The organism is Moorena sp. SIO3B2 (assembly GCF_010692525.1).
GTDB classification, from domain to species: Bacteria; Cyanobacteriota; Cyanobacteriia; order Cyanobacteriales; family Coleofasciculaceae; genus Moorena; species Moorena producens.
The window spans coordinates 1-1515 of the sequence record NZ_JAAHHE010000845.1 but is presented as its reverse complement, the minus strand read 5'-3'; the positions used below and the strand labels follow the sequence as shown (position 1 = coordinate 1515).

Here is a 1515-nt window from a genome sequence, read left to right as displayed (position 1 = left end):
TTCCTGAACTACTGCTGACTTTTTCAGCTGGTCACCCACCAGGAGGTATTGACTCAAACTATTACTCTGACTAATTTGTCAGTTTTACTGAGATCTAGTCTACCGTACTTTTAAAAGAGCCGCACCCAAATGATTTAGGATTGCTATATCAGAGCTCAGGGGGTAATATGAGCCCTGAAAAGCATACTATATAAGGCTTTGAGGCCAGTTATCTTAGCAAAGATCAACTCGCAAATTGACCCTACGAATGATTTTCTGGAAGCTCAAACCCTTATAACTACCTCCAACGTCACCCCCAAACAGCATGTATCTTTTTATAACTAATGGGCTGAACTTATTGCCCAGTAAGGATTTTAGCTTGCATGTCACCCCCCCAGGCATTAATCAGAGAATTAGTAGGAGTAGATAATTCATAATTCAGATTAATAATACTGAATTTGTAGGATGGGTATAGCGATAGCGAAACCCATCGCTCTCTCGTTCTTGTTCGGTTTTATCTTTCAACCTAACCTACAATAAGGTTAATTCCATGAACATCATTATTCCAAACTATTATAGTCAATTACGGGATTTCGGTGAAGGGATGATTTTCCTAACTTTACCATCTTGCTTGGATGTGACATAGATTTCTCCTTCTTCGTCCACCCCGAATCGCACATCGGATCGTTTTTTCCCAATAATTTCTAGAAAAGAAGCGTCTCGCTCTCCTTTAAAGAGCCGAAGTTCCTTTATTGTTGCCTGTTTGCCATTGACAAGTTCATCTACAGGAACGTGGAAAAATCTGGCATCATGAGCGAAGTCAGCAAAAATGTATTGACCGATTAATTCAGGAATTGCTTTGCCCCGATAAACATAACCACCAGCGATCGCAATTCCGTAGAAGCCTTTTATGTCGGGGGGGATGTAATGGTCATATTGGGCAACGGGATAAGTATAGCCATAGGAGCGATCGTTTTTGGGTAAGGTCAACAAAACATTTTCATTATTTTCCTCTATCACCCAAGTACCTTCTCGCTCGCCCCAACCATAGTTAGCTCCTTTGATACCAAGATTAATTTCTTCAATAAAAGCCTGACCAGTATCAGCAATCAACATTTTGCCTTCGCCAGCAGTATCCCAGCTAAAACGATGGGGATTACGCAGTCCATAAGCCCAGATTTCACCCAAGGTTTTAGGATCGTCATCCGTAACAAAAGGATTATCACGAGGAATGCCATATCGACCATTAACACTATTATTCCCAAAGGGATCGATTCTGAGAATTTTGCCCAGGGGTGTTCCCAGATTCTGTCCATTATCCAAAGGATCGGTATCCCTAACAGGGTAGCCATCACTACCGCCATGGGAGCAGGTCAAAGTTGCAGAACAGATGAACTAAGTAGGTGGGCATATAGCAATTCTCATAGCTATGAGGTACACAATTTCTGGATTTTAGGGAACAGCGGATCTGGAAGGTGGTGCGTTACGGGACGCGCTGTTCCAAGGGCGAACAGGTGGAAAATCAGCGCGAGCCCG

The 1515-nt window shown here is 42.7% G+C and carries 1 protein-coding gene; it reads right to left on the bottom strand.

Features of this window, described 5'->3' with window-relative positions; translation table 11 throughout:
• Window positions 1-558 precede the first annotated feature (558 nt).
• Complete coding sequence (locus F6K38_RS41700) at window positions 559-1356, bottom strand: PQQ-dependent sugar dehydrogenase (RefSeq protein WP_287254912.1); 798 nt, start codon at window positions 1354-1356, stop codon at window positions 559-561.
• Window positions 1357-1515 lie beyond the last annotated feature (159 nt).